At 50.4% G+C, this 23,103-nt stretch carries 24 protein-coding genes; 13 read left to right on the top strand and 11 right to left on the bottom strand.

The genetic code is table 11. The features are described 5' to 3' along the window. Window positions 1–19: 19 nt before the first annotated feature. A complete protein-coding gene (locus R6H26_RS11140; RefSeq protein ID WP_404790519.1) occupies window positions 20–964 on the bottom strand; it encodes an Rpn family recombination-promoting nuclease/putative transposase in 945 nt (314 codons plus the stop codon). 147 nt (window positions 965–1,111) lie between these two features. Continuing rightward, window positions 1,112–1,786 carry a TetR/AcrR family transcriptional regulator gene (locus R6H26_RS11135; RefSeq protein ID WP_404790518.1) on the bottom strand — a complete coding sequence of 225 codons (675 nt, stop codon included), beginning with the start codon at window positions 1,784–1,786 and terminating at the stop codon, window positions 1,112–1,114. 79 nt (window positions 1,787–1,865) lie between these two features. Between R6H26_RS11135 and R6H26_RS11130 the strand changes: the two genes are divergently transcribed. Genes R6H26_RS11130 through R6H26_RS11120 form a run of 3 tightly spaced genes read left to right on the top strand, consistent with a single transcriptional unit; the run spans window position 1,866 to window position 5,109 of the window. Next, a complete protein-coding gene (locus R6H26_RS11130; protein WP_404790517.1) occupies window positions 1,866–3,170 on the top strand; it encodes an efflux RND transporter periplasmic adaptor subunit in 1,305 nt (434 codons plus the stop codon). Then, complete coding sequence (gene devC, locus R6H26_RS11125) at window positions 3,167–4,342, top strand: ABC transporter permease DevC (RefSeq protein WP_404790516.1); 1,176 nt, start codon at window positions 3,167–3,169, stop codon at window positions 4,340–4,342. Before R6H26_RS11130 ends, devC begins: the two co-directional genes overlap by 4 nt. A gap of 20 nt (window positions 4,343–4,362) precedes the next feature. Then, the gene (locus R6H26_RS11120) at window positions 4,363–5,109 is read left to right on the top strand and encodes a DevA family ABC transporter ATP-binding protein (protein WP_404790515.1); all 747 of its coding nucleotides are present in this window, start codon (window positions 4,363–4,365) and stop codon (window positions 5,107–5,109) included. A gap of 33 nt (window positions 5,110–5,142) precedes the next feature. Here R6H26_RS11120 and R6H26_RS11115 read toward each other — a convergent pair whose 3' ends face one another. Both R6H26_RS11115 and R6H26_RS11110 read right to left on the bottom strand, forming a co-directional pair. Further along, window positions 5,143–5,793, bottom strand: a complete 651-nt coding sequence (locus tag R6H26_RS11115; RefSeq protein WP_404790514.1) for a response regulator — start codon at window positions 5,791–5,793, stop codon at window positions 5,143–5,145. After that, window positions 5,790–7,100, bottom strand: coding sequence for a sensor histidine kinase (locus tag R6H26_RS11110; protein WP_404790513.1), 1,311 nt, complete (start codon window positions 7,098–7,100; stop codon window positions 5,790–5,792). The genes R6H26_RS11115 and R6H26_RS11110 overlap by 4 nt, the downstream gene beginning before the upstream one ends. Window positions 7,101–7,449: 349 nt before the next feature. On the opposite strand from R6H26_RS11110, the gene R6H26_RS11105 reads away from it, so the two are divergent. The 4 genes from R6H26_RS11105 to R6H26_RS11090 all read left to right on the top strand — a co-directional run bounded on the left by R6H26_RS11105 (window position 7,450) and on the right by R6H26_RS11090 (window position 11,697). Further along, on the top strand, window positions 7,450–8,994 hold the full coding sequence (locus R6H26_RS11105) for a biotin/lipoyl-binding protein (protein ID WP_404790512.1): 1,545 nt from the start codon (window positions 7,450–7,452) through the stop codon (window positions 8,992–8,994). A 70-nt stretch (window positions 8,995–9,064) separates the two neighbouring features. After that, window positions 9,065–10,330: an ABC transporter permease gene (locus tag R6H26_RS11100; protein WP_404790511.1), complete on the top strand. Its 1,266-nt coding sequence runs from the start codon at window positions 9,065–9,067 to the stop codon at window positions 10,328–10,330. A gap of 80 nt (window positions 10,331–10,410) precedes the next feature. After that, window positions 10,411–11,151 (top strand): ABC transporter ATP-binding protein, encoded by a 741-nt coding sequence (locus tag R6H26_RS11095; RefSeq protein ID WP_404790510.1) that lies wholly within the window; start codon window positions 10,411–10,413, stop codon window positions 11,149–11,151. Window positions 11,152–11,190: 39 nt separating this feature from the next. Beyond that, the gene (locus R6H26_RS11090; protein WP_404790509.1) at window positions 11,191–11,697 is read left to right on the top strand and encodes a hypothetical protein; all 507 of its coding nucleotides are present in this window, start codon (window positions 11,191–11,193) and stop codon (window positions 11,695–11,697) included. 85 nt (window positions 11,698–11,782) lie between these two features. Here the strand turns inward: R6H26_RS11090 and R6H26_RS11085 are convergent, their stop codons facing one another. Beyond that, entirely contained in the window at window positions 11,783–12,601 is an 819-nt protein-coding gene (locus tag R6H26_RS11085; protein ID WP_404790508.1) for a prohibitin family protein, read from the bottom strand. 171 nt (window positions 12,602–12,772) lie between these two features. On the opposite strand from R6H26_RS11085, the gene rph reads away from it, so the two are divergent. The 4 genes from rph (at window position 12,773) to R6H26_RS11065 (ending at window position 15,148) form a co-directional block, all read left to right on the top strand. Further along, window positions 12,773–13,495 (top strand): ribonuclease PH, encoded by a 723-nt coding sequence (gene rph / locus R6H26_RS11080; protein ID WP_404790507.1) that lies wholly within the window; start codon window positions 12,773–12,775, stop codon window positions 13,493–13,495. 122 nt (window positions 13,496–13,617) lie between these two features. Then, window positions 13,618–14,097 carry a hypothetical protein gene (locus tag R6H26_RS11075; protein ID WP_404790506.1) on the top strand — a complete coding sequence of 160 codons (480 nt, stop codon included), beginning with the start codon at window positions 13,618–13,620 and terminating at the stop codon, window positions 14,095–14,097. Between the two features lie 239 nt (window positions 14,098–14,336). Further along, entirely contained in the window at window positions 14,337–14,633 is a 297-nt protein-coding gene (locus R6H26_RS11070; protein WP_404790505.1) for a DUF1778 domain-containing protein, read from the top strand. After that, window positions 14,624–15,148 carry a GNAT family N-acetyltransferase gene (locus tag R6H26_RS11065; RefSeq protein WP_404790504.1) on the top strand — a complete coding sequence of 175 codons (525 nt, stop codon included), beginning with the start codon at window positions 14,624–14,626 and terminating at the stop codon, window positions 15,146–15,148. Before R6H26_RS11070 ends, R6H26_RS11065 begins: the two co-directional genes overlap by 10 nt. A 169-nt stretch (window positions 15,149–15,317) precedes the next feature. Here R6H26_RS11065 and R6H26_RS11060 read toward each other — a convergent pair whose 3' ends face one another. Further along, entirely contained in the window at window positions 15,318–15,821 is a 504-nt protein-coding gene (locus R6H26_RS11060; RefSeq protein ID WP_404791288.1) for a pentapeptide repeat-containing protein, read from the bottom strand. Between the two features lie 25 nt (window positions 15,822–15,846). Beyond that, a complete protein-coding gene (locus R6H26_RS11055) occupies window positions 15,847–16,389 on the bottom strand; it encodes a pentapeptide repeat-containing protein (protein ID WP_404790503.1) in 543 nt (180 codons plus the stop codon). Window positions 16,390–17,011: 622 nt separating this feature from the next. Between R6H26_RS11055 and R6H26_RS11050 the strand changes: the two genes are divergently transcribed. Both R6H26_RS11050 and katG read left to right on the top strand, forming a co-directional pair. Next, the gene (locus R6H26_RS11050; RefSeq protein ID WP_404790502.1) at window positions 17,012–17,557 is read left to right on the top strand and encodes a peroxiredoxin; all 546 of its coding nucleotides are present in this window, start codon (window positions 17,012–17,014) and stop codon (window positions 17,555–17,557) included. A gap of 89 nt (window positions 17,558–17,646) precedes the next feature. Next, window positions 17,647–19,839, top strand: coding sequence for a catalase/peroxidase HPI (gene katG, locus R6H26_RS11045; RefSeq protein WP_404790501.1), 2,193 nt, complete (start codon window positions 17,647–17,649; stop codon window positions 19,837–19,839). A 185-nt stretch (window positions 19,840–20,024) separates the two neighbouring features. Here the strand turns inward: katG and R6H26_RS11040 are convergent, their stop codons facing one another. From R6H26_RS11040 to R6H26_RS11025, 4 genes are all read right to left on the bottom strand, one after another. Further along, window positions 20,025–20,594, bottom strand: coding sequence for an NADPH-dependent FMN reductase (locus R6H26_RS11040; RefSeq protein WP_404790500.1), 570 nt, complete (start codon window positions 20,592–20,594; stop codon window positions 20,025–20,027). A gap of 278 nt (window positions 20,595–20,872) precedes the next feature. Further along, on the bottom strand, window positions 20,873–21,079 hold the full coding sequence (locus tag R6H26_RS11035) for a hypothetical protein (protein WP_404790499.1): 207 nt from the start codon (window positions 21,077–21,079) through the stop codon (window positions 20,873–20,875). Window positions 21,080–21,083: 4 nt separating this feature from the next. Continuing rightward, entirely contained in the window at window positions 21,084–21,461 is a 378-nt protein-coding gene (locus R6H26_RS11030) for a GIY-YIG nuclease family protein (protein WP_404790498.1), read from the bottom strand. A 265-nt stretch (window positions 21,462–21,726) separates the two neighbouring features. Continuing rightward, entirely contained in the window at window positions 21,727–22,809 is a 1,083-nt protein-coding gene (locus R6H26_RS11025) for an LCCL domain-containing protein (RefSeq protein ID WP_404790497.1), read from the bottom strand. Window positions 22,810–23,103 lie beyond the last annotated feature (294 nt).

Raw genomic sequence — 23,103 nt, 5'->3', positions numbered from 1 at the left:
AAAATGTCTATAGCAAAGCTTAGTGGGATTCTCTAGAGGACAAGTTTTGCGATCGCAGCCAATCCTGTAGATCGTCCATCCCTGAAAAATCGAGCAGCGCCTCTCCCAACAATTCAAGTTGAGCTAACGATAGATTCATCACCTGGTTTTCCGTCACAGAATTCAGCATACCCACACGGCGGTTGAGTTGGCGAAGGATGAGCGATCGCTCTCCTTGCTCGATGCCTTGCTCGATGCCTTGCTCGATGCCTTGCTCCATCCAACTCGTCACAATTTGCATAACATCCTCCTTTTCTCTCTCTTCCAGTTTACTCAGTTCCATTTGAAATATTTGTTCCTCAGGCTGATTCAAGCGCAGATAGGTATCTACAAATCCAGAGATCAACTGCGTTCTGGCTGGATCTAGTTTTAGCGTTGCCAGTAACCGCAAACATTCCACCTTTACCCGAGATCGATCCTTGGCATCAATCCGCATTTTTGACATTAATGCTGCTGCAACGGGATTCTGTTGGTTGAGATAATCTCTCCAATTCAAGCGATTCAACTGGATGGGCAGAAAATTGAACTCAACAACTTTTAACCCTTCAAGCTCGATCTGGTACTGATGTGGCTCCTCCCGATACGGTTCGTCAAACGAAAACACAACAATTGGATAAATCGGCTTCAAGTATTTTTTGTGAAGCAATGAGAAATAGAAAAAGATGCGTCTTGCTAAATCCGCTTCGGAAGCAGCTTGATTTTCAACGTGAATGAGAAATCCCGTCGCTTGACCTTCAAACTGCACTTCAGCCAATAAGTCGATAATTTTCTTCTCGCCAGCATTCAGGTCAGAGAAATATTCTTGAGGCAAAAACTGGACTGAGTTTCGATCGATCTTGCAAGCAATCTGCGGCACAAAAAGTTCCAGAAACTCTACGAAGAACGTAGAAAGTAGTTCCTTAAACAATCGATCGTGGTCAATCATCTTTGTAAAATTAGAGACATAAATAGAGCGAATTTTATCATATTTCAACTCCACAAAGAATTAGCAGAAAATCTTTTTAACTCTTTATTAGTAAACAGGAGCAATCTCTTTTAAGAGGCGATCGCGCTAGTTAAAGCGCAAACAAAACTAAATCTGCTTAGGGCAGATGTGAAAAATGAGGCTATCGATCAGGCGATCGCGTTCCATTGGCATAATATCTTTCCCGTGCAACATTTCCTGGACGATCAGATAATGTACGAGCGCCCCGATAAAAATGCGCCCCGAAGCCTCTGGATCCGGCAAATGAAGCCTTTCAGCATTATCGTTCAGGTATTGCCGAAAAAATTGACAGGCCGTAGCTTCAAGATTGCGTACAAAGGTACGGGCTAGCTCGGGGAAGCGTCCCGACTCGCCCATAATCAACCGCATAAAATTGACGTATTGGGGATCTCCCATCCCCGAATCCAAGACATTATTCGCGATTTGGGTCAACACGGCAGCCGGATCTCCCTGAAGCGCTCGATCGTCTAGCGGTCCAAAAATCGACCGAAACTTCTTTTGAACGAGCTGCTGGATCAGGGCGTTAAATAACCCTTCTTTGTCTTGGAAATGACTGTAAATCGTTGCCTTGGAGACGCCCGCCGTCGCCGCAACGCGATCCATACTCGTGGCGGCATAGCCACAAGCTAAAAATTCTTGCATGGCTCCGCCTAAAATAGCCTCTGCTTTTTCAGGCGATAGCTGACGACCAGGACTGTGAATTGCGAGCTGTTCCATATCTTGAAGTATCGCGCAAAATGCGATCGCCGAACGGCTTGACATAACTATACTACCCAGTTTAGTTTAGTTGAGATGCAAGTAAACTATACGGTTTAGTTTTGCTCGGAGACGGGAGGTGTTTATGGCGCACAGTGCAGCAGAGCTCAAGGCTTCGATCTCAGCGTTGCAACGATCTTGGAGAACTTGGGCGATTGCCGGGGCCATCGGTCTGGCGGGAACGGGATGGTATGTTTCCCAGCGCGAGGCAGCACCAGCGGTGCGCTCGACGGTCGACGCGCCCGTTCAAATCCAACCCAGGACCGTTACGGCGTTGGGACGGCTAGAGCCGAGGGGAACCGTCATCAAGCTGTCTGCACCAACCTCAAACAACGGCAATCGGGTGGAGCGGCTTTTGGTAAAAGAGGGCGATCGCGTTAAAGCGGGGCAAATCATTGCTATTTTGGACGATCGCGATCGGCTTCAGGCGGCCTTTGACGAAGCCGAAGCACAGGTGCGGCTCGCTCAAGCAAAGCTCGTACAGGTTAGAGCGGGTGCAAAATCGGGAGAAATTGACGCTCAAGCGGCAAAATCGCGACAGATCCAAATCGAACTCCAAAACGATCGCGCCTCTCAAGCCGATGAAATTTCGCGGGTGCAGGCTCAGTGGGATGGCGATCGCCTGTCTCAAGAAGCCGCGATTCGTCGCCTTCAGGCAGCGCGGAACAACGCACGAGTCGAGTTCGAGCGCTACCGACGGCTTCAAGCCCAAGGCGGCATCTCGAAATCCGAGCTAGACAGCAAACGGCTCGCCTTCAATACCGCCCAACAACAAGTCGAAGAAGCCCAAGCAGTACTCAACCGCATCAACCTAACCGCCCAGCGCGCGCTCGATCAAGCTAAAACTAAGTTCCAGCGCACCATTGCCTCCGGACAGCAGCAGGTGCAACAAACGAATGCAACCTTAGACCAGATTCGAGAAGTGCGGTCCGTGGACGTGCAAGTGGCAGAAGTGGAAGTGGACCGGGCGACCGCCGCTGCCAAGCAAGCCAAAGCCAACCTGGACCGAGCCTCCGTCAAAGCACCCCAAGACGGCACGATTATGAAAATTCACACCTACGCGGGCGAAGTTGTTGCTTCAACCGACGGCATTGTAGAACTGGGCCAAAACCGCAACATGGATGCCGTTGCAGAAGTGTACCAGAGCGACTTCAGCAAGGTCAAAGTAGGGCAAAAAGCCCGCATCACCAGCGATTCCCTTCCCGGCGAACTGACGGGAACCGTCGCCCGCACGGGCTGGCAAATTCAGCGCCAGAACGTCATCAACACAGATCCGAGCGCCAATATCGATTCTCGCGTGGCGGAAGTGCATGTGGCGTTGGATGCGGAGTCGAGTCGCAAAGCAGCCAAGTTCACGAATTTGCAAGTTCAGGTGGCCATCGAGTTATGAATCCATTTCTGAAATTACTCCAACACCGAACGCCCTTGGGATGGCTCCAACTGCGCCACGACCGAGGTCGCCTGCTCGTGGCCCTGGCAGGGATTGCCTTTGCCGACGTACTGATGTTCATGCAGCTCGGTTTTCAGAACGCGCTCTACGATAGCAACACCCGCCTGAGTCGATCGCTGCAAGCGGACTTAGTGCTAGTAGGGCCGCAGATGCGAAACATGCAGTTTCTCTCCACCTTTTCGCGGCGCAGACTGTATCAAGCTTTAGACGTACCGGGGGTGCAATCGGCCTCAGCGCTCTACTCCAACCTGATTACCTGGAAAAATCCGCAAACCCGTCAAGAAAGACAGGTGCAGGCGATCGGGTTCGACCCGAACCAGCCCGCGTTTAACCTCCCGGAAGCAAACCAAAACCTAGAAGCCATCAAGCTACCGGATCGGGTGTTGTTCGACCGCACCACGCGCGGAGAGTACGAACAGGCGATCGCTGCCTTTGAGCGAGGGCAATCCGTCACCACGGAAGTCGAGCGCCGCACCATTCAGATTGCGGGATTGTTTACCTTGGGTTCCTCCTTTGCAGCAGACGGAACGCTCCTGACCAGCGATCAAACTTTTTTGCGATTGTTCCCCAGACGCGAAGCAGGCAGCATCAGCCTGGGCCTCATCGAGCTTCAGCCTGGAGCAAATCCGCAACAAGTCGCTGCTGCCTTGCGAAGCTACCTGCCCAATGACGTCAAAGTGCTGACCCATGCCGAACTCGTCAGGGTCGAAGAAGACTACTGGAAAACCCAAAGTCCGATCGGGTTCATCTTCGGAATGGGAACGACGATGGCCTTTTTTGTAGGCGTAGTGATTGTCTATCAAGTCCTATCTACAGACGTCAACGCCCACCTCAAAGAGTATGCCACCTTTAAGGCGATGGGCTACAACAACGGGTACTTGCTCGGCGTTGTCTTTGAAGAAGCCATCATTTTAGCCGTTCTGGGCTTTATTCCTGGCGTGGGGTTGCCTTTGGTGCTGTACCAGTTAGCGGCCAACGCAACTGCACTCCCCATTTTCATGACCCTATCGCGGGTGGCGCTGGTGCTGGTGCTAACCCTGGTGATGTGCGCGATGTCAGGGGCGATCGCCACCCGCAAACTCCAAGCCGCCGACCCTGCCGATATGTTTTAGTTGTTTAGCCCAACTGACCTATGAACCTCGTCGCCCTCGCCGAACAACTTCAAGCCACAGAGACCCTTCCAGTCATTGAGATCCAAAATCTCGATCACTACTTCGGTCGCGGATCGCTCCGCAAACAAGTCTTGTTCGACATCAGCCTAGAGATTCATGCAGGCGAAATCATTATCATGACGGGGCCTTCCGGTTCTGGCAAAACCACGCTACTGACGTTGGCGGGCGGGTTGAGATCGGCGCAGTCTGGCAGGCTCAAAATTCTAGGCCGAGAACTCCACGGCGCAAGTGCAGCCCAGCTTACCCAAGCGCGTCGCCGTCACGGCTATATCTTTCAGGCCCACAACCTGCACAGCAGCCTGACCGCTCTCCAGAATGTCCGCATGGGTCTGGAACTGCATTCAGACCTGAGCGTGGCAGAGATGCTAGGGCGATCGCAAACCATCCTTGAGGAAGTCGGGTTAGGCGATCGCCTGCACTACTACCCAGATGACCTTTCCGGCGGTCAGAAGCAGCGGGTGGCGATCGCCCGCGCCCTGGTATCTGCGCCCAAAATTGTCCTGGCAGACGAACCCACTGCCGCCCTCGACAAACAATCGGGACGCGATGTGGTGGAACTGATGCAGAAACTGGCAAAAGAGCAAGGCTGTACCATCTTGATGGTGACTCACGACAACCGAATTTTAGATATCGCCGATCGCATTGTCTATATGGAAGACGGTCGGTTAGCTGACAGCGCGAAGGCCGCACAAAGCAAAAATGGATAGAAGGAAGCAGAGAACATTCAAGGTAACGAATTACTAAAGCCTGATCAGCGGAATAAACGGGCTGGCAAATAGGGCTGCCTGTAAGCGATCGCGTTGATTGAGCCGACTCAGAATGCTGGTAACGTGGTTTTTGACCGTGCGCTCCGAGATAAACAGTAATTCAGCAATTTCTCGATTGGTTGCACCATCGGCAATGAGACACAATACTTCTCGCTCTCTGCGCGTCAGTTCAGCCAGTTCTGGCGGTAATGTTAGGGGCTGAAGCGGTTGTGGTATAGGGGCCACGGCTTTATCAAATAGCCCTGGCCCTAGCTGCGTAAACCCGCTATGAACGGCCCGAATCGCCTGAGCCAGTTCTTCAACTTGAGAATCCTTCAGCAAATATCCCTTCGCACCACCCTGCATTGCTCGCACTACATAGTCATCGTCATCGAAGGTGGATAACACCAGCACTCGCGTCTTTGGAAACTGTTGAAAAATAATTTGCGTGGCTGCAACTCCATCCATTTCTGGCATCCGTACGTCCATCAACACCACATCGGGTTGGAGAGATTCAACCTGGGCGATCGCCTGTTTGCCATTCTCCGCCTCACCCACCACCTGAAAGCCAGCCTGAGCCTCTAGAAGAACCCTCAGCCCTTTTCTGACGATATTTTGATCGTCCACCAGCAGCAATCGAATCATGGGAGTACATCGATCGCGAGAAGGACTTTGACATCAATAAGACAGCCTTCGCCAGGACTGCTGGAGAGATTAAACTGTCCGCCTAAGGCAGCAATTCTCTCTTTCATGCCTTGGATACCGAATCCGGTGGAGTTTTGATCGGGGTTGAAGCCTTTACCATTATCTTGAATCTGGAGATGCAATAGGCGATCGCGGGTCACAAGGCTGAGAATCACTTCAGAAGCAGCACTATGGCGAATGATATTGGTGAGAGCTTCTTGCAAAACACGGTAGTACGCAGAAATAACCTCGCGCGGCAGAGGTAGCGTCAGACTCAGCATACAGGTCGGTTCAATGGTCGTCGTTGCCCGAAACTCCTGAAGCAGAGTCCTCATCAGATGTTCTAGGGACTTGCCCTGAAGCGGATCTGTCCGGAGGGTTGCCACTGATTGCCTTACTTCATGAAGCGCCTGCTTGCAGAGTTGCTTCGCTTCTTCAAGGAAAACGCTAGCTTCTTGGGGATTTGAACGCTGAAGGAAGAGCGCGCTATCGAGTTGAATACTTTGAGCGGTTAGAGTATGTCCTAAAGAATCGTGAATTTCACGAGCGATACGGTTGCGCTCTTGAAGCGCAGACTGATCCTCAATTCGAAGAGAGTATTGACGTAGGCGATCGAGGGCCATCGTCAACTTTACGCGACTTTGGCGTTCCTCTAAGAGAGCGTTAATCAGCAGCATCACTAAAACCAGAGCCAGCCCAAACGAAAGGGCGGCATTGAGTTTTATGGTCAATATCACCTCATTTAAGGAGGTCAGAGACGACATTGCTGCTTGTCGGTCAATCGCCTTAACCAGCATGGTAGGGAGACTGTTGCGCTGAAGTATCGTTAGGGTAAATGCGGCAAACGTGGCAAAGGAGACCACCAATCTCCCGGTCAGATCGAACATCTGACATCCCCGAATCACAATCACCAGCCCTAGTAACGGCATCACGGGCGGCGCGCTATCCATCACAGAGAACGTAATGAGAAATCCTAGCTCAAGGACCGTGTAAAAGATTTTGTAAAATAAGTTATCTCTTGGCCACTTCAGCCGCATTCCGGCTATTGCCGCTACTCCCAATAGGCTGAGTAAAACAATTCGGGTGCTGTCAACCAAGGATGCCGTTAAAAGCATTGTCAGTACCGAAAAGCCAAGCAGCAGCCATTCCAAGTTGAGCAGCAGTCTAGACGGAGCCGTGCTTCCTAAGTTTGAAATAGGAAGAGACTCGAGCAGAGCGTTTAGTTTGCGATTGAACTGCAAAATGCGACGGCTTGAAAACATCGCCATAATCGTCTGCCTAAGAAGGGTCGAAACTCTACTGTAGTCCCGGAAGGTAGGCTTTTGCCAGTGAAGAGAGTCCTATTTCCGAAATGCAATTTCTGGGACCTGACTAGGACCTGACGTAGTACCAATCGGACTATAAATAGGACCTGAAGCGATCGCACTTTAGACAGATCGATCCATGTGCCGACGGGGCATCCATCGATAAGATTGCAGTGTCGATGATGCAGTTGTGCCTGTTGAGTTCCCTCAGAGGGTATTTCGCACTGGCAACATCGGCTTTTTTCACACAAAATACAAAACCAAACTAACTCCTTCTAAAAAGGAGGATCTTTCTTAAAGAGACGCACAGTTCATGGAACAGCAACGCTCACTCTCAGTCCGAACTATCGCTCTCAACTCGATTCTTGCTGGGTCTCAGATTGCGCGACTCTTTCGCTTTAAGCTCTGGCATTACCTGAAAACCGCGCGATGGGGGTTATTGCTCGTTCTCGGTCTCGCGCTCGGTGGGAGCTATGTTGCATTTCGCCAATGGGTCGTCTTGCCTCGCCAAGCCGAACAGAATCGACTCCCTAACGCGCGGGTTCAAAAAACGAACTTGACGCTCACTGTTTCGGCCAATGGCACCGTTGCCGCCGAGCGCTCGATTAACATCAGCCCCAAAAATGCAGGTGTCCTAAAACGTTTATTGGTGAAAGAAGGCGATGGAGTTAAACAGGGACAAATTATTGCCTACATGGACGACTCCAACTTACAAGGGCAGTTGCTGCAAGCCCAAGGAAATTTGGCGCAGGTGGAGGCAGCACTTCGTAAATCCATTGAGGGCAATCGGTCGCAGGAAATCGAGCGATCGCAGGCTGAATTGGCGCAGACCGAAGCCAGTTTGCAGGAGCTAATCAATGGCAATAGACCGGAAGATATTGCCCAAGCCCAGGCGCGGCTCAACAGCGCTCAGGCGGTCCTCAGCCAAGCACAAGATGACTTCCATCGCAATCAATCCCTGTACAGCCAAGGAGCCATTTCTCGCTCGGATTTGAATCTGAAGCGTAAAGCCCTGGATCAGGCTCGGGCCGATGTATTAGAACGACAACAAGCTTTGAGAACGCAACGCATTGGGACTCGTCCCGAACAAATTGCGCAGCAGAGGGCGATCGTCAAGCAAAAACAGGCATCACTCTCGTTGCAGCGTGCTGGGAACCGCGCTACAGACATCGACCAAGCCCGCGCTCAAGTCACTGCTTCGCGCGGCGCGCTCAAAACCATCCAGACTCAGCTTGAAGATACGGTTTTGCGGGCACCGTTTGACGGACTGATTACTCAGAAATTTGCAGACCCAGGCGCATTTGTAACGCCAACAACTGCAGGGAGTACAGTCTCTGGCGCGGCCTCAAATTCGATTGTCACCCTTGCCTCCATCAATCAGGTGGAAGCGAACATTGCGGAAGCAAATATCGCGCAAATCCGCCTGGGTCAAAACGTCAAAATTAAGGCCGATGCATTTCCTGGCAAAATCTTTGCCGGAAAAGTTTTGCAAATTGCGGCTGAGGCAACGGTTCAGCAGAATGTGACTAGCTTTAAGGTCAATGTAGCCTTGCTGTCCAATGCCCAGATGCTATTGCGCTCCGGCATGAATGTAGTTACCGACTTCCAGATCGGACAGCTCTCCGATGTTTTGACCGTACCGACGGTATCAGTGGCGCGCCAAGACGGGAAGTTAGGGGTCTATCGCGTTACTTCCTCTAGCAAGCCTGAATTTGTCCCCATTGAAGCAGGCGTTACGGTTCAAAACAGAACAGAAGTAAAGTCCGGTTTGCAGGAAGCCGAAACGGTCTTGCTAACGTTTCCGCCTGGAGAACGACCTAAGTCGTCCGGGTTTCCACCCGATGCTAGGAACCAATAAAACCCTCGATCGGCGTTAGAAAATTGTTGCTTCAAGCAGAGATTTAGATAAGTTCTGAGGGGATGAGAGCGTGCAAGATCTTGAGTTTAAGACCGAATCTAAAGTTGCCACGATAGAAATTCTAGCCATGGCCGCAGATGCACTGTGGACCAATAAATTGAGATCGGGTCTCACCATGCTAGGGGTCATTATTGGGATTGCATCTGTCATCAGTATTACTTCAATTGGGGCAGGTGCCAGTAAATCGACGGGCGATCGATTTCGCGCCCTGGGTACAGATGTGCTGCAAGTGATGGCTGGAGCCTCCAAAAGCGGTAACATCAGCCAGGGGCAAGGTTCGAGCAGCACCTTAACCTGGGACGATGCGAAGGAAATTGCAGCCCAAGTGCCTGCAGCCCAAGTGGTATGGGCCTACCTCCAGCAGAGGGCTCAGGTTGTCTACGGCGATCGCAATACGCTGACCACAATCTACGGCACCGATCTCAATTTTCCCGATGCCCGCAATACTTACCCGCAATCGGGGCGATTTTTCAATGCCGACGAACTAGAGACCGCTCGGCAGGTCGCTGTTTTGGGTCCAACCGTCCAAAAAACCTTATTTGGTGAAGGAGTCGATCCCACTGGCAGCAAAATTCGGATTAAGGGCGAGGTTTACGAAGTCATTGGCTTGATGGAAACAAAGGGGTCTCAAGGCCCGGTAGATCGCGATGATGCGATTTATCTTCCCCTTACCATTGCATCGGCGCGCTTGGTCGGTAACAATGCTCTGACTGGAATTTCCGTGAGCGGTATCTACGTTAAGGCAGCAAACCAAGCACAGTTAGAAGCGGCGCAGTTTCAGGTCACGAATCTACTGCGGATGCTCCACAATATTAGTCCGAATGAATCCGATGATTTCAGCGTATCCAATCAGGCCGATATCATCCAAACGTTTACGACCGTTTTGAGCTTACTTTCAGTAATGGTTGTGGCGATCGCCGGAATTTCTCTGGTCGTCGGCGGCATCGGAATTGCCAACATCATGCTGGTATCGGTGGTGGAGCGAACGCGGGAAATCGGGATTCGCAAGGCGATCGGCGCGACCCAATCGGCAATTCTCAGCCAGTTTTTATTTGAAGCGATTTTGATCTCGACCATTGGCGGTGGAATTGGGATTGGCAGCGGGATTGGAATTGCAGCGATCGCATCGGCAGCCTTCAAATTTCCACTGATTATTTCGATGGAATCAGTGGCAGCAGGATTTGGAATTTCCGTAGCAGTGGGGCTCATTGCTGGGGTTGTCCCAGCGCGCAGTGCCGCCAAACTCGACCCAATCGTGGCGTTACGGAGCGATTGAATCCCCCGTCATTCGAACGAACTTCATTCTTCTGGAGCTATCGACATGACAACTGCAACCCAAACGCGAGGAATTTGAGCGTGACAAGCCTTATTGACCTCCGCAATATCTACAAAACCTATCGACTAGAAGAGATTGCAGTACCTGTCCTCAAAGGGATCGATTTAACCATCGAACGAGGTGACTATGTTGCCATTATGGGAACTTCTGGCTCTGGTAAATCAACGCTTATGAACATCATTGGCTGCTTAGATCGGCCTTCCTCTGGTGAGTATTGGTTAGAGGGTAGTAATCTGGCAACGTTCTCAGAGGATGCGCTGGCCTATATTCGCAACCAGCGCATTGGGTTTGTCTTTCAGCAATTCAATCTGCTCGGTCGTGCCACGGCCTTGGCAAATGTCATGTTGCCGATGGTTTACGCCAATATTCCCCTTGCCTTGCGCCAACAACGCGCCACCGAAGCCCTCACCCGCGTGGGCCTGGGCGATCGCCTCTACAATCGCCCCAACCAACTGTCCGGCGGACAGCAGCAGCGCGTGGCGATCGCCCGCGCGCTGGCCAACCATCCCGCCCTGATTTTGGCGGACGAGCCAACGGGAGCGCTGGATACCCAGACTTCTCAAGAGGTGATGGACTTACTGACCGACCTCAATCGCCAGGGGACGACCATCATCATCGTCACCCACGAACCCGATATTGCCGACCAAACAGAGCGAATTATCACCCTCAAAGATGGTTTAGTCGATTACGAACTGGTCAAGTGTCGCCGTTCCAGTGCCGTACCAACGCAAAAAGGCTATCAGCACGATCTAACAAGGTAAGGCAGCACGACACCCGTTTATTTTTACGAGGAGCCAACGATGTCGAAACACGATTCTTGGGTTTATCTCATTCCAAATTCTCCCTTCCAGGACATTTTAGAAACATTTTCTGAGGGGTTTCCCGTCCGCGATCCGTTTCCGATGGTATTGCAGCAAACGCAGGAAGGGTCGGTGGTTCCCTGCTGGACGTTCGATCTGTTGCGGATGTCTTCTCCTCAGGTGGTGTTGCTTGCTTCAGCCTTTGCTCGAGCAAAAAAAATGGAATTTGAAGCGGCGATCGCAGATTTCCGTTCCAACGGTGCGAATCTTTCCTGTCACTGGGTAGATCGTCTGGAGTGCGGGCCAGAAGGTCGCGCGCGCACCGCAGAAATTCGCGAGTTTTTTGCAGCCCATCCAGATCCTTCGCCGGAAAAGTTGCTGACGTTTTATCGGCGACAGAAACAAAAATGGGTAGAAGGAAACGCGCAACCCGAGGCAGAACTGTTTGTAGGGCAACTAGGCAGACTGCAATGGATGCCCAGAACGCAGCAAGTCAATCGACTCTGAGACAGGTTTCAGTTCATCAATATTTCATCAAACGCGCGCAACGACCATCCCATACAATTGCTGGCACACTACTGAGTTCTTTACATTAAGCTTTCGCTCTCTCATCCTGAGGCTTGAGATTGAGGAAAGGGACCGCGCCGGAATTCACATTTGGCAATTGACCGTTCCACTTCTCGATCGCCAACCGCTGATTGTCCAACTCCTGCTTGCGGAGAATATTCGGGTCTAGGGATTGCTGTAACAATCGCTGCGCTTCAGCTTCGCCAGTGGCTTGGTTTATGCGTCCTTGGGCCTCCTGTTCCGCCTTTTGGGCAATATAGACCGCCCGCTGAGATTCCTGCTCCGCCACCTGCTTGCTTTCCACCGCTTGGGCAAACTCCGCCGAAAACTGAATGTCTACAACGCTCGTGTCGTAGACTTCAATACCGTACTTGTTCAGCCGCTCTCCTAAAATCGCGTCAAAACTATCCTTCAGTTCGGGTCGCTTCACGATCGATTCTTCCGCCGTAAATTGGGCCACAGCCGTCTTGAACGCTTCCTGAGTCTGGGGCGCAACGATCCGCTCTACGATCTCGCTCAGATTGCCCTGCTGCTGAAACGTACGGGCTACGATGTCCGGCTTGAGCGCAAAGTTGACCGCAAAAACTGCTTTCAAGTCCTGAAGATCTTTGGTAGATCCCTTGGCGGGCACCTCGTGCTTTTGCACCTTGACGTCGAGACGGGTAACGCGATCGCGCACGGGCACCACAATGTGCAGTCCCTCGGAGAGGGGCGTGGGCTCTACCGCCCCAAAGTGAGTCACAACGCCGCGCTCCCCTGGGCCGATCGGGACCACGGGATTGAAAAATAGAACCAACAGAAGCAGGAACGTCGTGGCGATCGCCAGTTTTGAAGAATTATTCATGGTACACCTGAGGGGCTAATGTGCTGGGGTTGAAGCTTAGCAACGTAACCCGATCTATCGATAGACTCCCTCAATCCTAAGTCCTAGGACCGCTTGAGCATAGGTGCATCCCCCGCTATGCTAAACGAGAGCCTAGCCTCAATCGATCTAACGCAGTGGAGAATTTCAAAGATGGCTTGGCAGCGTCCCGATGGTCGCCAGCGCGATCGGCTTCGACCCGTGAAGTTTGAACGACATTTCACCCAAAATACGCCGGGTTCTGTCCTGGCCCACTGTGGCAATACGATGGTGCTCTGTACTGTCTCGATCGAGCCTAAGGTGCCTCGGTTTTTAGAAGGGACAGGCCAAGGCTGGCTCACTGCCGAGTACCGGATGCTCCCCGGTGCCACATTCGAGCGGCACGATCGCGAACTCCTGAAGCTATCCGGACGCACCCAAGAAATTCAGCGCCTGATCGGACGCAGTTTGCGGGCTGCCATCGACCTAAAGGCCCTGGGCGAACGCACCTTAACGGTGGATGCCGATGTCCTCCAGGCCGATGCGGGTACGCGCACCACTGCCATTACGGGAGGGTTTGTGGCCTTAGCTGATGCGATCGCCGCGCTGATCGAGCGAGGCGAACTGACGGAATCGCCTCTGCTGCACCACGTCGCAGCGGTCTCCGTAGGGCTGCTGGAAGGGGAAGCCTTTCTGGATCTGAATTATCCTGAAGATCTCGCGGCAAGCGTAGATTTTAATGTGGTCTTGACCGAAAAACTGGACATCTTAGAATTGCAGGGCACCGCTGAAGAGGGGACCTTTACCCGCCACCAGATGAACCAGATTTTAGATCTTGCCGAATCTGGCATTGAGCAGCTCGTTGCCGCCCAGCGAGCTGCACTTCAACAACCCTAACCAGAATGAATAAGCACTTCCAACACATAATAGAGACAGTTGAACCCTTTGAAGATTCCTTCTATGGCCCTCGCTATCGATGTTCACTAACTCTGAAAGACGGAACATATCTTTCGTGTGCTGTGATTCAATCAAAGCAAAAGCTTGTAGAGTTGGCTAAGCGGCGAATTAGAGAGGAAATGGATGGAAAAGGTCATCTCGGAGGTGTTGACCCTTACGGACAGATTATTTCATCGTTTGTAACCGGAGGCAATCGAATTAATGATTACGATGTGATTTCAGCCACTCCATCCCCTTTCGCTATCCCATTGGCGCTACTCCATCAAATTCATGGTGAAACCACAATGGCATGGACCGGTTGGGTCTTTGAAATGTCTGATGGCAGCATGTTCTCATACGGTTCTAGTTTCTCGATGGAGTTTTTTCAACTACCTGATGGCTATTCGTTTCGTGATGTCACCAAGGTTCATAATCATAGCTATGTTGGGAAAAACGGGAAGTTGCTTCCGTTACAGCAAGGTGGTTTTCTTCCTGATGACTATAAAGACGTACCTTTATTGCGCGAAAGAATTTACTTTACTTGCGCTATTGAAAGCATCTAACATAATCCGCTTGCAAACCGACCGTATGGGCATCACTGGTTAAATCCGATAGTTTTCTAGCGGCAGGTGAAGCGGAACGTTAGCTGGCTGAATCGTCGGTTGAAAGCAGCGACCGAAAGGTCGCCTGTTTAAGTTCGCAGCCTTGGTCGAAAAATCACAGAACTGTGTTGACATTGTGTATACAAGGCTTTTATACTGAAGAAGTATTGGAGAAGTCTTCTTTTAAAGAGGTAAGCGCTATGTACGCCTCAGCCCATGAAGGATCGGTTAACCAGACCCGCGATGTCACAATCAATATCCGAGCTAAGCAAAACCAACGCGATCTCATCGATCGTGCAGCTGAAGTGCAGGGCACGAGTCGCTCAGAGTTTATGCTCGAGTCATCTTACAAGAAAGCTCAAGACGTTCTTCTAGACCGTAGCTTCTTTGGGTTAGATGAACCTAAATTTAAGCAATTTTTGGCGTTGCTGGATGCACCGCCTACTCGAAATGAGAAATTACACGCATTACTGACAACCAAGGCTCCATGGGATTAGGTAGGGAGCGAGATAAGCTCCGCCCACCTGAAAAACTGAATTCATTACATCAAATCGACAGTTTTGATTCGGGCGACAGTCAGTTAGATGACTGGTTGAAGCGTCGTGCTCTGAAAAATGAGTTAGAGGGAGCTTCACGCACTTATGTTCTCTGCGCTGGTGAATTAGTCATTGCGTATTACTGTCTTGCCAATGGAGCAGTGGTACAAGCTGCTGCAACTGGTCGAGTTCGGCGTAATATGCCCGATCCGATCCCAGCTATGGTAATCGGGCGACTAGCAGTCGATCGTCACTGGCAAGGAAAAGGTATCGGACGTGCTCTGCTTCGAGATGCAATTCTTCGCATTCTACAAGCTTCTGAGATCGCAGGAATACGTGCAATTCTCGTACATGCTATCTCAGAAGATGCGAAGCAGTTTTATGAAAAGTGTGGGTTTAAGGCTTCACCTGTCGACCCGATGACACTTATGGTGAAAGTGAACGATGCGGCTGCTTCAATTGGTTCGCAAGACTGAAAGTTCTTTGGTGTTTTTAGAAATTTGATTGATTGTCGAGTCTTTATATGCAAGCTAACATATGAACTTACCCAAAAAAGTGGGCAGGTAAGTTAAGCTGCCCACTTTTTTGGCATTATCGATCATTCGGCATTGCCCATCCCAAATTGCCGACTCAGTGTTTGAATTCTCAGTAAACGGGTGCGTCCAGTCGAATTGCCCAGTTTAAATTCATGTTTTGCTCCGGAAGAGGCTGGCTCAGCTTAACACCCGATAAGTCTGCACCTCGCAGAATGGTTGAGTTGAAGTGAACATCCGTTAAGGTAGCATGGCGTAAGATTGCCCCACTTAAGTTTGCTTGATTCAAGGTTGCCCAACCTAGGTCAGCTTCAGTTAGGTTGGCTGTTATGAGTTCTGCCCATTCCAGGTTTGCGCCCCGCAAGTTTGCCAACATCAACTTTGCTTCGATCAGGTTTGCTCTGTACAAGTTGGCTCCCGTGAGATTAGCGCCACTCAAATTGGCGTTTTTTAGGTTTGCCTCACTCAGATTGGCACCGCTGAGATTAGCACGGCTAAGATTGGCTTGCACGAGATCGATCGCTGTCAAGTCTGCTTGCTCTAAGTTTGCTCCGCTCAAGTCAGCCCCGATTAACTTGGCATGGCTGAGATGAACCCGACTGAGATTAGCATCTATTAATTTGGCCCGACTGAAATTTGTCTTAATTCAATTGAGCTGCAATCAAGATCGCTTGGCTGAGGTCTGCTTCATCGAGACGAGCTTCATCTAAGTTAGCTCTGCTGAGATTTGCCTGCTGCAATTGTGCTTGCTTTAAAGCAGCTCTCCATAGCTTAGCTCCGCTCAAATCCGCACGATTTAAGGTTGCTCCATTCAATATTGCCCCAATGATATGCACGCCACTGAGGCAAGTACTATTGAGATTAGCTTGTACTAAAATTGCCCCATTCAGATCTGCTCCCATTAAATTGGCTGCGCTGAAGTCTGCTTGACTCAAAGTTGCTTTTTTCAAGCACACTCCAACCAGGTCAGCGGATCGCAAGTTAGCTCCCGTCAGATCGACAGCATGGAAATCTCTCTCTCCATCTGCATACCGTAACAGCAGTTCGTGGGCTTCCATAACGATCGCTTTATTGTTTGGGGATGGGAAGGCACAACCTACTCCTCCAACTACTCCTCCCAAAAATGGTACTATCTGCTTTACTTCTTGATTTCTCATTTTAGAGAAATCGTATCCGACCATCATCAGTTTTCACATATATTCATTCTTGGCGCGAGTATTCACCATCAAGCCATGCGGGCAATACCTACCCTACAAGTTGTAGTTAAGGCAAGTCTATTTATTAAGAATGGTACATAAATCCAAGAGTAGCCAATAGCCAATCAAACAAAAAACTTATTAATTAATTATCAAACAAAAATTATTTTGAACCCAAGGGTAACGGTCGTATATCTGTCAATACAACATTGACGATAGTGTTGCAAAAAGTAACACCTTAGACTCCCACCCAAGGACAGACAGATTGCATTTTGTAGTGATATTAAGCGTTGTAACGGAATTTCATTTTTGGCTCACAAAAGCGGGCTTGATTGATTAGACTTACGATATGCAGACTCGTTATGAGTATGACTTAATGCAGACAATCGAGTTCCTGAGTTCGATCGTTAATGCTTGGCAAACTTTGGATTTACCGAGGCAACTCGAGTAGGTTTGCCACTGTGCGACAACTCAAGAAAATTGATAGTTTCTTATAACTCTACTCGAAGGTGTGAGGGTAGGTTACGGTTCTAGGGTAGTGTCTCTACTTATCAATCTCGTCGTTAGAAAGGGTCTAACCGATGTTGAATTTGAGAAAGGAGTTGGGCAAATGTTATTCGATCGTGAGGGTCAGCGCGTTCCTCAAGTAACCTTTCGGATGTTTATCCGGATATTTGCAGAGGTGGGTTGGTACGATCTTTCGACGGCAGATCTGTTTGAAGGCAAAACCGTGGTGATGTTTGCGGTGTCGGGAGCCTTTTTCCCGCATTCTCACATGCAACTCTTAGGCTATAACGAGTCTGCCGAAATCTTTCAAGCGAACGGGGTCGATGAAATTCTGTGCATTTCGGTAAACGATCCGTTTGCGCTGGCAAAGTGGGCTGAAGCAGAAGGAGCCAATCGGGTGCGCTTTATCCCCGATGTCAATGGCGACTTCACCCGCGAGATGGGGATGTTGGTGAACCTCTGGGATCGAGGGATGGGGCAGCGCTCTTGGCGCTATTCCATGCTAGTGAAAGACGGGGCGATCGAGAAAATGTTTGTAGAACGAGATGGCTTTGAAACGATGCCCGTAGTTTCTAATGCCGACACAATGCTGAACTATATCAATCCATCCATCCAGCGGCGAAGAAATCCGATTGGACGGCTGTGCTGATCGAGGGTGGATGATGCTTGCTGCCTCAGCAAAAGGTGGCTTAGGAAAGATCGGAAAAAAGATACCACAACCTAACGATAGGAGAGATTATGAGCGGTGAAAGCAAATGCCCCTTCATGGGGGGAATTCAAAAATTCACGGCTGGCCATGGCACGTCTAACCGAGACTGGTGGCCGAATCAATTGAACCTGAATATCCTTCACCAGCACTCCCCCCAGGCCAATCCTTTAGGGGAGGCGTTCGACTACGCTGAGGCGTTCAAAAGCCTCGACTATGCTGCTCTGAAGTCAGACCTCTTCGAACTAATGACCCAATCCCAGGACTGGTGGCCCGCCGACTACGGTCACTATGGCCCCCTCTTCATCCGAATGGCCTGGCACGCCGCAGGCACCTACCGCATCGGCGACGGTCGCGGCGGTGGGGGGACGGGCAATCAACGGTTTGCACCGATTAACAGTTGGCCCGACAACGCCAACCTCGATAAAGCGCGGATGCTGCTGTGGCCGATCAAGCAGAAATACGGTCAGAAAATCTCTTGGGCCGACCTAATGATCCTCGCGGGCAACTGCGCCCTGGAATCGATGGGATTCAAAACCTGTGGGTTTGCGGGCGGGCGCGCAGACATCTGGGAGCCGGAAGAAGACATTTACTGGGGCGAAGAGACCGAATGGCTGGGGGACCAGCGCTACACCGGCGATCGCGAGCTAGAAAATCCGCTGGGCGCAGTACAAATGGGTCTGATCTACGTGAACCCGCAAGGCCCGAACGGCAATCCCGACCCAGTGGCCTCGGGCCGGGATATTCGCGAAACCTTCGGGCGGATGGCGATGAACGACGAAGAGACGGTTGCCCTCGTGGCTGGCGGACACACCTTCGGCAAATGTCACGGTGCTGGGGATGCAGCGTTAGTCGGTCCCGAACCCGAAGGAGCCAGCATTGAGGAGCAAGGTCTTGGCTGGAAGAACCGATTTGGCACTGGCATCGGCGCGCACACGATCACCAGCGGCATCGAAGGCGCATGGACCACTAACCCGGTGCACTGGGACAACAACTACCTGGAAAACCTGTTCGGCTATGAGTGGGAACTGGTAAAAAGTCCTGCTGGGGCACATCAGTGGGCACCAGCAGGGGGTGCCGGGGCGGGTACGGTACCCGACGCCCACGATCCATCCAAACGACATGCGCCGATGATGACCACGGCGGACATGGCCATGAAGATGGACCCCATCTACGAGCCGATCGCCCGCCGTTTCCTGGAGCACCCGGATCTGCTGGCCGAAGCGTTTGCCAAGGCGTGGTTCAAGCTAACCCACCGCGACATGGGACCGCGATCGCGCTATCTCGGCCCAGAAGTCCCAGCGGAGGAGTTCCTGTGGCAAGATCCCGTCCCCCCAGTCACCCATGAATTGATTAACGAGCAGGATGTGGCGGCCCTCAAGGCTAAGATCCTGGCTGCGGGACTGTCTGTCTCGCAACTGGTCTCGACGGCCTGGGCGTCGGCGTCCACTTTCCGAGGCTCCGATATGCGCGGTGGGGCGAACGGGGCGCGCATTCGTCTGGCACCGCAGAAGGATTGGGAAGTCAACCAGCCCGCCCAACTGGCCGCAGTGCTGCAAACGCTGGAAAGGATCCAACAGGAGTTCAACAACTCGCAAGTTGACGGGAAACGGGTTTCCCTCGCTGACCTAATTGTTCTGGGCGGCTGCGCCGGGGTCGAGCAGGCGGCGAAGAATGCCGGACACGATGTGACGGTTCCCTTCCAGCCCGGACGGACGGATGCGTCGCAGGAGCAAACAGATGTGCAAGCTTTCGCTGTCCTCGAACCGAAAGCGGACGGGTTCCGCAACTACCTCAAAGAGGGTCACACCCTATCTGCGGAGGAGTTGCTGGTGGATAAGTCGCAGTTGCTGACGCTGAGCGCGCCGGAAATGACGGTTCTGCTCGGCGGTCTGCGGGTCCTGAATGCCAACTTCGGTCAGTCCCAGCATGGTGTCTTCACTAAGCGCCCAGAGACGTTGACCAATGATTTCTTCGTGAATCTGCTCGACTTGGGCACGACGTGGAAGGCGACTTCTGATGCTCAAGACGTGTTTGAGGGGCGCGATCGCAAGACGGGCGAACTCAAGTGGCTCGGGACTCGTGTCGATCTCATCTTCGGCTCGAACTCGCAGTTACGCGCCCTCGCGGAGGTCTACGGAAGTGCGGACTCGCAGCCGAAATTCGTGCGCGACTTTGTGGCGGCGTGGGACAAGGTGATGAACCTCGATCGGTTTGACGCCTAGTCTTAGCGAACAGGTCTCTGAGGGTTTCTCAGCCTAAGGTCAAGCGATCGTCGTGCGATCTAGGCTGAGGCTATGCAAACCTGCAAAAATCCTGAGCGCGGGTGGAAGTAAAGACAAAAATGAGGTTGGCGGTTCAACTTATCTTGAACCGCCAATCTAGCTTTAGATCCTTACGCTCTATGACACTATTGCTTCTGGAATTGCTCGATTGCATTGGCAAATGAACTAATGGCAGATTTTAGTTCGCTCGAAATCTCTGGGTCAACGATAATTTCTGCTGCATTCAGATTTTTACCCAGCAGAGAAACCGTGGTTGAGGCTTCAGGAACAATGCGCCCTGCCATCGTGGTCACAATCTCAGTTAGTGAGGCTTGGGCGTGAATGGCTCGTGGCGATGCGTTGAACAATGCAATCGGTTTCCCCACAAACTCTTCACCACTGACCAACCAATCCAGCGCATTCTTCAACACACCCGGTACACCATGCGCGTATTCTGGACTTGAAATCACTAACCCATCTGACCATTTCACTTGCGCTCGCAAACCTGTCACGGATGGCGGTTCCGTTAGTTCAAGGTCGGGGTTGAAATGTGGCAAATCGCCGAGTCCACCGTACAATTTCATCTCAACCCCTTCAGGCAATAGCGAGATTGCAGCCTGAAGCAGAGCAGTATTGGATGAAGCCTGACGCAAGCTGCCTGAGATGGCAAGAATACGTATAGTTCGAGATTTACTTGCGGTGTCTGCAAAAGTCACTGTTTTCTCAACCCGTTCCTAATCTGTGAGCATCTTCACTCTAATGACTTCACGATGATTTCTCAACTTCATCGCGGCAAACAGAAAGTAGCAAACTTACGTGACTAAAGCTCCAAGTCACGTAAGGAACAAATGATGCTCAACCCACACCCCAGCACCTCGAACTAAGTCGGGCTAACGACCAAGCTCAACGGATGCAGATAAATCTTGAGACCAAACCGACATACTACGGCGTTTCGGTTCAGCGACTAGTTGACCTCTGCTACCACCAGGTAGTTTTATTGTCCGCGTCCCGGTTTGCAATCTGCAAAACCTAGCGCTTCTGTGTCAAGAAAGCTAGCGATCGCCATTTCAATAACTGCTTCGATTGGATATTCAATTTCACTAGCACGTGCAACTAAGGCTTCTTGAATCCGCTCGGGCAAACGTTCCAAAATAACTTTGGCATCAATGGGGGAAAGTTGCTCTTGAACTTTGGTTTGCATAGCTTCACCTTTCGGGTGGGATTTGGACGTTATAAGGCGGCTCAGTAGCCCTCAGAATGATTGCTTCTAGTTCCAATAGTAGCGCAGGGTTCTCCGAATGTGGAATAAGCTGGACTGCGATGCGTACATCTTCATCTTGATATTTATCCAGCCACGCCCACAAAAAAGCCTTATGTCCACCGCTAAAACGTCCTCTTAGACTCTTAGTTTTACCAATGTAAAGTAATCCATCAGTTCTGTGCCTAACTGCGTAAATTCCAGGACGAGCAGGAATGCTCTGAAACTCACGGGTCAATGGTTGGCACCGATCGAAGGGAGTAGAGGCGATCCGATCTAAAATTGTCCGTGCTTGAGTTTGTATTTCAGGTTCGTGCGCTGGCATCCAGGAGAAAAGCGAATTTTACAGCACTTATGTTCTCACAAATGTCGTCATCGCTGATGATATTGCAGATAAAGTGAAGCCAAATCAGATTTAGAGGTCTAACGGAATGCGCATCACCAAACCGCGATAATTTTGCATCGTAGCTAACAACGTACATTCCCGTTCCAGGTGTACGCACTTGTTAGACTACGTTAGCAAACCAGCTATGTGCCTAAAATTGGATTTCATCTGATCCAATTATTTTTGTCTTCAGATTTTCTTAATTTCACCTAATAAACTTAAAGCTCCAATCGTAACTATTATAACGGTTGCTTGTTACGCCGTTACGAGTTGTACCATTATAAAATTTTTCTCCTGGACGGATTCTGATTTGCACATTTCCTCCATCCTTAGCATTGATTATTCCTGCATGGACAGCTGCACTACAAATAGAAGAACCAATTGTATATATATCTGTCCCCCATACATTTCTGACCGTACCGTTTTTGTTGCATGCATAGGTAAAATCTTGATCTAATTTCCCTTGGAGAGCTGAGGCTGTTTCGTTCCATTCTAAAAGCTGAACTTGTTCTTTAGATATAGGAGTTCCTGTTAAGTCCAAAAAAGTAAAACTCCCTTTATAACTACCATAACGATTACTTGTTACGCCGTTACGAGTTGTACTATTATAAAACTCTTCTCCTGGACGGATTCTGATTTTCACATTTCCTCCATCCTTGGCATTGATTATTCCTGCATGAACAGCCGCACTACAAATAGAAGAGCCAATTGTGTAAAAATCTGTCCCCCATACATTATTAACTGTGCCGTTTGGTGGACATGTATATGCAAAATCTTGGTCAACCTTTCCTGTCAATCTAGAAGCTGTCTCGTTCCAAGTAATTTCCTCTGCTTGACTTGGAGAAGGAGATGTTGGAGGTGTAGATGGAATTGTTGGGGCAGAAATAACCTCAGGTTGACCTGACTGAGAAAAACGTATCAATCTGACAGTATTTTGATCGTTTGCCAAGTTAACAAAAAAATCTTGAGTAGGGTAACCCGACTTACTTAAATTGACTCGAACATCCCCTCTACTTGCAATGCTAACCTTAACGTAACCATTGCTATCGGTATATTGATTCTCAGGTGCTCCCTTAGAAATGACTTGTAACTTAACACCTGCTAGAGCTTCTCCAGTTTCTGTTTGTGTAATAAGTTCAACTTCCTTTTGTAGTATAGAGCATGTATCTGAAAGCAACCCTATGCCACATCTAAATTCGGGAACAGTGAGGACAGTGGCAATAGTTCCAACTGAGGCTAAAATAAAACCCCACTTGACATAATTGAAATTTTTATTAAATTGACTCATAGAAACTCTTCTTCAATCACAACTCACACCAGAGAAATTATATTCAAAAAGTTATTGACTCAGTAGGTCTAACTCTGAATTGATGGACAGCACCCACCTATTTAGCTCCACACGATATATAGACGGATAGTTGTCCACCCATATCATCCAATTTGGCATATAGACGGATAGTTGTCCATCTATATCTCTGTTTTGGCTATTTAGGCAGCTAGCATCCACCCATATCGCCCATTTGGTCATATAAGTGGATGCATTCGCCTATATCCTCCTTTTGCACATAGGCGGATACGTATC

It is taken from the genome of Altericista sp. CCNU0014 (genome assembly GCF_044923475.1).
Lineage (GTDB): Bacteria > Cyanobacteriota > Cyanobacteriia > Thermosynechococcales > Thermosynechococcaceae > JAAURS01.
This window is presented reverse-complemented; position numbering and strand designations above follow the sequence as displayed.